Consider the following 7,804-nt stretch of genomic DNA (forward strand, 5'->3'; position numbering starts at 1 on the left):
GCGGGATCGACATCTGCCACGAGACGGTGCGGCTGTGGTGGAACCGGTTCGGCCCGCTGTTTGCTGCCGATATCCGGCGGCAGCGGGTGAACCGGATGCGCGGCTTTCGTCAGTGGCGCTGGCACCTCGACGAGATGTACGTGAAGCTGAACGGAGAGATGGTCTACCTCTGGCGGGCGGTGGACCACGAGGGCGAGGTGCTGGAGAGCTATGTTACTCGAAAACGCGATAAATCCGCGGCTCTGGCGTTCATGAAGAAGACGCTGAAGCGGCACGGCAAGCCCGAGGCAATCGTCACCGACGGGCTGCGCTCCTATCCGGCTGCCATGCGGGAACTGGACAATATCGACCGCCGCGAGATGGGCCGCTGGCTCAACAATCGGGCCGAGAATTCACACTTGCCTTTCCGACGACGAGAGCGGGCATTGCTGCGATTTCGGCAGATGAAGTCACTGCAGAAATTCGCCTCCGTCCATTCCTCCTTCCACAATCACTTCAATTCGGAACGCCACCTCGTCGATCGTCAGACCTACAAGCTTCGCCGCTCGGCCGCATTGGCCGAGTGGCAGTCGCTCGTGAGCTGAAGCCTCGTGTTTCCTGCACAACCTGCGTCAATTGGAGACTTGTAGCGATTGGACTGACAGCACCAAGAATATCGATTTCGACCTGGGGGTCCACGGCGAAGGCGGGAAGTCGACGCCCAATATCCAGCCGGTCATCCCGATTTCGATCGGCGAAGACTGGAACATGATTTCGCGCACCATCGTCCCGATCATCTAACAGGAAAACGCACGGGCCCATCGACCAGCCAGTTCGGTCCCGGCGACACGGTCCAGAGCCAGTTCTACTCCTCCAAGGAAGTCGGCGAGTCCGGCATCATCTAGGGCGTCGGCCCCGCGATCCTGATCCCGACGGCGACCAAAAAGTTCCTCGGCACGGAGAAGCTGGGTGTCGGACCGACGGCGGTCGTGCTCAAGCAGACAGGAAAGACGACCGTCGGCGCGTTGGCCAACCACATCTGGTCGATCGCCGGCTCGGACGCGCGGAGCGACGTTTCGGCGACCTTCATGCAGCCCTTCGTCAGCCATACCAATTCGAACGCGACCACCTTCGGACTCAACACCGAAACCACCTACAACTGGATATCCGACACCTGGGTGGTGCCGATCAACCTGACCGTCAGCCAGCTCACCAAGTTCGGCAAGCAGCCGGTCTCGATCGGCGGCGGCGTGCGCTATTACGTTGAAAGCCCCACCGGCGGACCGAACTGGGGCCCCAAGCTCACCCTCACCTTCCTGTTCCCGACCGGGGGATAGTTACAAGGCCGCGGTCAGGCTCCGGCCGTCGCCTGTCCGCAGCACGAGGCGTCCTCCGCGATCGATGAACCACGACGAGACGTCCTGCAGCACTTTCACGAAGCGCGTTTCCTGCTCGCCTAGCGCCGGGATGCAGGCGCGCCGGGTCATGGCCAGCGGGCCGATGGACAGTGTCGCGCCGTCGACCGTGTACTTGCCGGTGAAGGTGTTGCATCCGGTCGAGCCGCTCACGGTCCCGTCGGAACCGAACATGACGGTGACGTTCGAATTGTCGATGACGCCCGTCCTGTCGATGTCCTCCACCCGGTAGGAATCCCCTGGCAGGCCGGCTCCCGAAGCGCCGTTCGAGGCCACCCTGACGAGCTCGAGCGTCCCGACATCCTGCTCGCGCTTTTCCGGATCGACGGGATAGGCCCGGTCGGTGGTCCAGGAGAGCTGGCCATCCGGCCCTGAAATCGTCGCACGCACGACGTATCTCAGATTGGTTTTCATCTGAAATTCTTTTGTCGCGAGCTGGAACGAGAACGGGGGTCGTTCGTTTTCGAGATCGATGACGTTCTCGGAAATCATGCTTGCCGGGGCATCGGCGCGAGCAACTTGCTGTAATTGCACGTTTAGCGTCGAACCGGGAACGGGCGCTGTTTTATCGCCGTAGGAGGCCCGACCGGTAATTGTCACGTCCTGCAATTCATACCTCGGGGCATCTACCTGGGCATACGTCCCGCTCGACGCGCAAGCGCCAAGGAAAGCTGACCCGGCACCGAAAAGGGCGATAGAGGAGATTGATCTAAAATGTAAATTTGCTGGCATCGGGCAATCGTCGATTGTGCGTCGCTGAATTGGCTTGTCCGGCAATAGATCCTCTTGAGTGCCGCAGGGTAACACGCCCCGCCGGGACATCTCTCTGTGGGTAGGGAGGGTCACCCAATAAGCCGCATTCCCCACAGGGCGTGTCGGAAATCTACTATTCAACGGGTCGGCATTGGGGCAATATGCACATTAGTGCAGCAGTTTGGGGGCAGCACTTGGTTAAGTTACTACCGCAGATGACCACTTCAGAACGATGCGCCGCAATTGTTACGGATCCGCATCAGCCTGACAATCCGATCGTTGAATGCAACGATCAGTTCCTGAAACTTACTGGCTATGAACGCCATGAGGTTATCGGCCGGAATTGCCGTTTCCTGACAGGTCCGGAAACCGATCCGAAACACAGCAAGCTGTTGCACGATGCCATCGCCGAACAGCGCCCGGTCGTCGCGGAGATCATCAACTATCGCAAGGACGGCACCCCGTTCCTCAATTCGGTGATGATCGCACCAATTTTCGACGCCGACCACAGCCTGACCGGCTTCATCGGCTCGCAGGTCGATGTGTCCAGTTACAGCCCTCAGACATTCGCCTCGCTGCGCGAGGAACGCGCGAAGAGGCTTGCCCAAAACCTGACTCCCCGCCAGCGCGACGTGCTGTCGCTGCTCGCCCGGGGCAAGCCCCTCAAGCAGATCGCGTTCTCGCTCGGATTGAGCGAACGGACGGTGAAGATGCACCGCGCGGCGATGCTGCGGTCGCTGCAGGTGGCGACCAACGCGGAAGCCATCCGGATTGCCGTGAGGGCGGATATCTAGAGTCTCGAATACTTGTGCGTTCGGCACCAGGGTCCTATTCTTCGGCCCCACTTATCTCTTTCTGATGAGTGCAGCGAATCCATGCTGAAAAGTCGCAATTAATTGCCCCATTGTTTAGGCATCAATATGGCACCCACTAAAGTTGACGAAAATGATGTACTCTTGGGATGAATATCGCCGCTTACAATTCGGCACGGCGCCCTCACACCAAACACCGAACTATCCACATGCTGTAACAATCGCCTGTCTGCGATGTCCGAAGCCCTTGGGATAGTCGAAGTCGCACATTGGCCGACACTTCATCATTTTCGTTCTGACTGAGTAGCAGACAGCGCAGATCAAGCCATGTAAGGCAATCTCAATCATCTATCTAAATATTCAAGATTTTATAGCGAGATCGCAGTACGTTTCATATAGTGCGCTGGCCTCCGCGCTAAGCATCTGGTCAACCGGCGGTCGCGAAGATCCAGATCCAGCCCTCAATAAAATTTCGTTCCGATCTGTCTCGCCAACACCGATTTTAGAGCAAATATTTTCCCAAAACTTCGTATTTTCGCAAAATTCTCGATACGGTACGATAAGGACATTTTTCGATTCAGCGGCAACATTGAATAAGCTTCGATACACCGAAATCCAAGTTGCAAGCCAGTAATCGATTGTGGTGTTATTTCTATTGGGTAAATTCACAAAACGAAACGGGCGATGGTCCTCGCCGAATTCATGGTGAACAAGCCATTGTTTATATTCTACGCGAAAAGAATCTTTAAGTTCTTTCGAACGAAGATGTTGCCGCAATAGGCTCTCCGCATGGTCATGCGGTTCGCGAATCATCAACAATATGGTGCAATCGGGCATCTTCTCCGCTAAAGAACTTAGCCTAAGGATATTGTTATTACCTTTTGATAGGTAGCGATGTCTATCAGTGTTAAGTAGTACAAGTCTAATGAAATTCCGAAAGCGCTCGACCATTGACGAACTTAATCGGTGAGGCAGCAATTCATTTGATCGGATATAGGAGCTGCCACACGTGAGGCGCCAAAATACTTCGTCGAATGCCTCTGGGCTTTGTTGACCAATTTGGATTCCGTCACCGTGAGCCCTTTCGATTGGCTCAATTGGCGTCCGCCACCTTCTCGAAATCTGTGTCCAAAGATTTGGTGCAAGTACAAAAGGCATATCTGCATAGGTGAGTGAACCAAATTGATTTGTTGCGTAGAGATTCCTCAGTAATGCGGTGCTTCCGGATCGCGCCAACCCAGTTATAAAAACGTGGCGGCCCGAGTCCGGCGGTGCACGGCCCAATTGTGTTGCGAGTTCGATATCGTGCAGCATCTTCATCGTATTTATCGAACTAAGCGCGAAACGATGAAGCACTCGATCTAAGATATTGTAATTATCTTGCATTCTTCCGTCGCGCCGAGAAGAGAAGAAATATAAAAATAACTATTCCGAGAATTAGCATCGGCCAAGATATCGACGCCGCCAAACAATCGTTCAAATTCAGAAAGCCAGCCAGACTTATGATCCACAATAAAAGGAAAGGAAGTCCCAATGCAACGCATAGACCTGCAACCAAGTATATGGAATGTCGAATAAGTATTCTAAAATTCTCTTGAAGTCTTGCTTCTTTCTCACTGTCAGGAAGACTCTTGTCCGAAAAGACAGTTGCGCTATCTCGGGTCACGCCGATTATGTCGGTTGCATGCGTTTCTAATCTTAGGCGCACAACAAGCCACGAGGTGGAGAATATAAGAAGGGCGGCGCCGCAATAATTTGCGATCACTGCTCGTCTGTTTCCTGCTCTTTCTCGTTGCGCTTCAAAAGACGCTTTATGGGATACCAGAGGAATCCGACGCCCCCTATCGCGATAATTCCAATCAGTGAAATCAATGTACCGATAAACGCAATGCCGGCTCCTGGACCACCGTATGAGTGAGCTGGAGTTGAAATGCAGAGGATCAGCAATGCCGACAAAATTCGTTTCACGCCGTTCGCTCCATTGTTTGTCAAATCAATCGCCAGTGAGACTGTTACGTCTTTAGCAGAATGCATGCCTCTTTTCAAATTGCGCATAATTGAGAGAGGGTTTGCAAGTCTCCTGATTTGGTGTGTATCTTCTAATGGTTTTCATCATTCGAAGGTCGGCTGAAGCAGTCCGTCAGGGCGCGTGGACTTAGATTTCGTTATACTATGTGTTGTCATGTCAAACTGTCGCGTCAACGCATCATGAGAACAGAGTTGGTGCGGTTGTAGGAGTAGGTGATCGGGCATGTCATCACTTTTCGACGGGGTATTGAAGCTGAAAAAGGGGATATCGCTTCGTGCGATCGACTGGTCGCTAGTGGCATTCATTGCGTCTATCGCGTTGTTTGCTTTCCTGGCTGGTGCCTTGGTGGTGCAGTGGCACTTGCCTCCAAGCGAGCAACTCCGGAATGCTGCTAGGGCGTTTGAGGCGGTCTCCGGGATGGAAGACGAAGTTTTCCTTAATAGCCTTAATAAGATAGACAGAAGCGCCCGTGCAAGACCTGAGTTTGCGAAGCTGGACAAGAGCGCCGGAAAAGAATTGTTGCTCGTTACTGGCGGCCCAAACCAAGATGCAAAGAGGTGTCCCAAATTCGGTTGCCTGGCTTGGATCTTTGATAGGCAAGGCCATGTGTTGCATGCTTGGCCCTTACCTTTGGATGCTTTGTTTAAGAACGCTAAGGGATTCAAAGGAAACGTGAATCCCCGCAATTTCTATCCAGTCGGACTGGGAATGCTTCGTGACGGTAGCCTTGTTGCGACATTTCACGCTAGAAACACCTATCCCTATGTTGCTGGGATTGCTCGAATAAGCTGGACTGGGGAAGTCGTGTGGCAGCATGTGGATGGTGCGCATCATTGGTTGCACATCGGTGATGATGGCTTGATCTACGCTCCATATCAGGAGCGACGTTCACCTGACTTCCTCTCAAAATATGCTGTAAACCACCGGTGCGAACACGAGAGCTATGACGAGGGTATAAGGATCTATCGCCAGAATGGAGAAGTCGTTCGTACAATTCTCCTAACTGAAACGTTCCTGCGAGATGGCTATCCTGGGCTACTTTATTCGGTACGAGATGATTGTGACCCTATTCATTTGAATTCGGTAGATGTCGCTACGGAAGAGGTGGCTTCCCGCATACCGGGCGCCAACGCAGGAGATCTACTGGTATCAGTTCGCGAACTAAGTGCGATCATTATGCTTGATCCACAAACCGGTCAAATTAAGCATATGATCAATGGACGTACCGCGGCCCAGCATAGTGCGCATTTTCTCAAAGACGGTAGTGTAATTGCATTCGACAATCAAGGCGGCATGAGATTCCGTGGTGGCTCGCGCATCTTGCGCATCGACATGGGGACAGGCCGATATTCAACAATTTTCCCACAAGCCCAAAGTGAGTCCATATTGCCCTTCTCTAGCGAGGATGGGGGTACTGTTTCGCCTAGTCCCGACTCGAGTCGTGCGATTGTGTCTTCGAAAGACGGCTCGCGTTCCTTTGAGATTGATATCGCAACTGGCAAACCGTTATGGCTCATGAAGCAGGTGTTCGACGTTGCCCCATTTCTGAAAGAAGACAGGCCAGTGGCGGGATATTTCAAGCCCTATGGCGTATATTACCTTACGGAAGATCAACTTAGTGACCTTTCCTTTGAGTAATACTAACTATCCTATTATGGATGCAATTGAGGAGTATGTTAATAAGCACGCGATGCAAGTCGAGGGTTGCGCAGCCCTGAAATGCGGTATCTGAATAGGCGCTTGGTCGGCGCTGTGACTTCTCCGTGCTATTTGTGCTTCTCATTCAATAACTTTGTTTGAGAATTGTCCGGCCAGAAAGGAACATTGTCTGGAATTTTCAATTTGAGTTCGGCGTCGATTCTTCCATGGGTTTGGTTCAATTGTATTCGAGCCATTCTGGCCAAATTTTTGGTGGCAATGACTGGCTTCAGTGGGCTACGCGAATTGCTCGTACTGGTAGCACCAAGACACGATGCTCATGAACCAAAATGGTTCGTGTAGGAAGGCGGTTTTTTCCGCGGGCGTTTGGCGGCTATGGGTGCGGGCATGAGCGGGGCCTATCGTTTTGCCATCGACCGGGGCGGGACCTTCACCGACGTGGTGGCGGAAACGCCCGACGGGCCGCTGGTCGCGGCCAAGCTGCTCTCCGAAGACCCCGAGCACTACGCCGACGCGGCGAGCGAGGCGGTGCGGCGGATCCTCGCCGAGCACGGCGATGCGCCGATCGCCGAAGTCAGCATCGGCACGACCATTGCCACCAACGCCCTGCTCGAACGCAAGGGCGAGCGGCTGGCGCTGGCGATCACCCGCGGTTTCGGCGACGCGCTGCGCATCGGCACCCAGGCGCGGCCCGACATCTTCGCCCGCCACATCGTCCTGCCGGAACAGCTCCCCGCCGAGGTGATCGAGATCGACGAGCGGGTCGGGGCAGACGGCACTGTGGTGCGCCCGCTCGACGAGGACGCGGTCCGCTCAGCCTTCGCCGGGGTGCGCGCCAAGGGCATCGACGCCATCGCCATCGTCCTGATGCACGGCTGGCGCTACACGGCGCACGAGGCTCGGTTGGTGGCGCTGGCGCGGGAGGCCGGGTTCGCGCAGGTCAGCGCCAGCCACGAGGTCGCGCCGCTGGTCAAGCTGGTGCCGCGCGGCGACACCACGGTGGTGGACGCTTACCTGACGCCGAACATCCATCGATACGTTCGACAGCTCGATCAAGCGCTTCATCCGCACGATGTCTTGCGCTTCATGCAGTCCAACGGCGGCCTCGCCGATGCCCGCGCCTTTCGCGGCAAGGACGCGATCCTCTCGGGTCCGGC

Annotated in this window: 9 protein-coding genes; 6 read left to right on the forward strand and 3 right to left on the reverse strand. The window is 54.7% G+C overall.

What is annotated here, in order from left to right; translation table 11 throughout:
- From GRI89_RS12200 to GRI89_RS12210, 3 genes are all read left to right on the forward strand, one after another.
- On the forward strand, positions 1–584 hold a 584-nt coding region (locus tag GRI89_RS12200), incomplete at its 5' end, for an IS6 family transposase (RefSeq protein ID WP_159791433.1).
- 31 nt (positions 585–615) lie between these two features.
- Complete coding sequence (locus GRI89_RS12205; protein WP_159795924.1) at positions 616–780, forward strand: hypothetical protein; 165 nt, start codon at positions 616–618, stop codon at positions 778–780.
- 188 nt (positions 781–968) lie between these two features.
- The gene (locus GRI89_RS12210) at positions 969–1,316 is read left to right on the forward strand and encodes a hypothetical protein (RefSeq protein WP_159795927.1); all 348 of its coding nucleotides are present in this window, start codon (positions 969–971) and stop codon (positions 1,314–1,316) included.
- Here the strand turns inward: GRI89_RS12210 and GRI89_RS18040 are convergent, their stop codons facing one another.
- Positions 1,317–2,216 (reverse strand): META domain-containing protein, encoded by a 900-nt coding sequence (locus tag GRI89_RS18040; RefSeq protein WP_328598235.1) that lies wholly within the window; start codon positions 2,214–2,216, stop codon positions 1,317–1,319.
- 146 nt (positions 2,217–2,362) lie between these two features.
- On the opposite strand from GRI89_RS18040, the gene GRI89_RS12220 reads away from it, so the two are divergent.
- The gene (locus GRI89_RS12220) at positions 2,363–2,941 is read left to right on the forward strand and encodes a PAS domain-containing protein (RefSeq protein ID WP_159795930.1); all 579 of its coding nucleotides are present in this window, start codon (positions 2,363–2,365) and stop codon (positions 2,939–2,941) included.
- Positions 2,942–3,319: 378 nt separating this feature from the next.
- Here GRI89_RS12220 and GRI89_RS12225 read toward each other — a convergent pair whose 3' ends face one another.
- Positions 3,320–4,279 (reverse strand): sulfotransferase, encoded by a 960-nt coding sequence (locus GRI89_RS12225; RefSeq protein ID WP_159795932.1) that lies wholly within the window; start codon positions 4,277–4,279, stop codon positions 3,320–3,322.
- Between the two features lie 441 nt (positions 4,280–4,720).
- Complete coding sequence (locus GRI89_RS12230) at positions 4,721–5,014, reverse strand: hypothetical protein (RefSeq protein WP_159795934.1); 294 nt, start codon at positions 5,012–5,014, stop codon at positions 4,721–4,723.
- Between the two features lie 196 nt (positions 5,015–5,210).
- On the opposite strand from GRI89_RS12230, the gene GRI89_RS12235 reads away from it, so the two are divergent.
- Entirely contained in the window at positions 5,211–6,626 is a 1,416-nt protein-coding gene (locus GRI89_RS12235) for an arylsulfotransferase family protein (RefSeq protein WP_159795936.1), read from the forward strand.
- A 408-nt stretch (positions 6,627–7,034) separates the two neighbouring features.
- Positions 7,035–7,804 (forward strand): hydantoinase/oxoprolinase N-terminal domain-containing protein (locus GRI89_RS12240; protein WP_328598234.1); only part of this gene is annotated, 770 nt, incomplete at its 3' end.

Origin of the sequence: Croceibacterium salegens (genome assembly GCF_009827435.1) — a bacterium.
In the GTDB taxonomy this organism is placed as follows: domain Bacteria; phylum Pseudomonadota; class Alphaproteobacteria; order Sphingomonadales; family Sphingomonadaceae; genus Croceibacterium_B; species Croceibacterium_B salegens.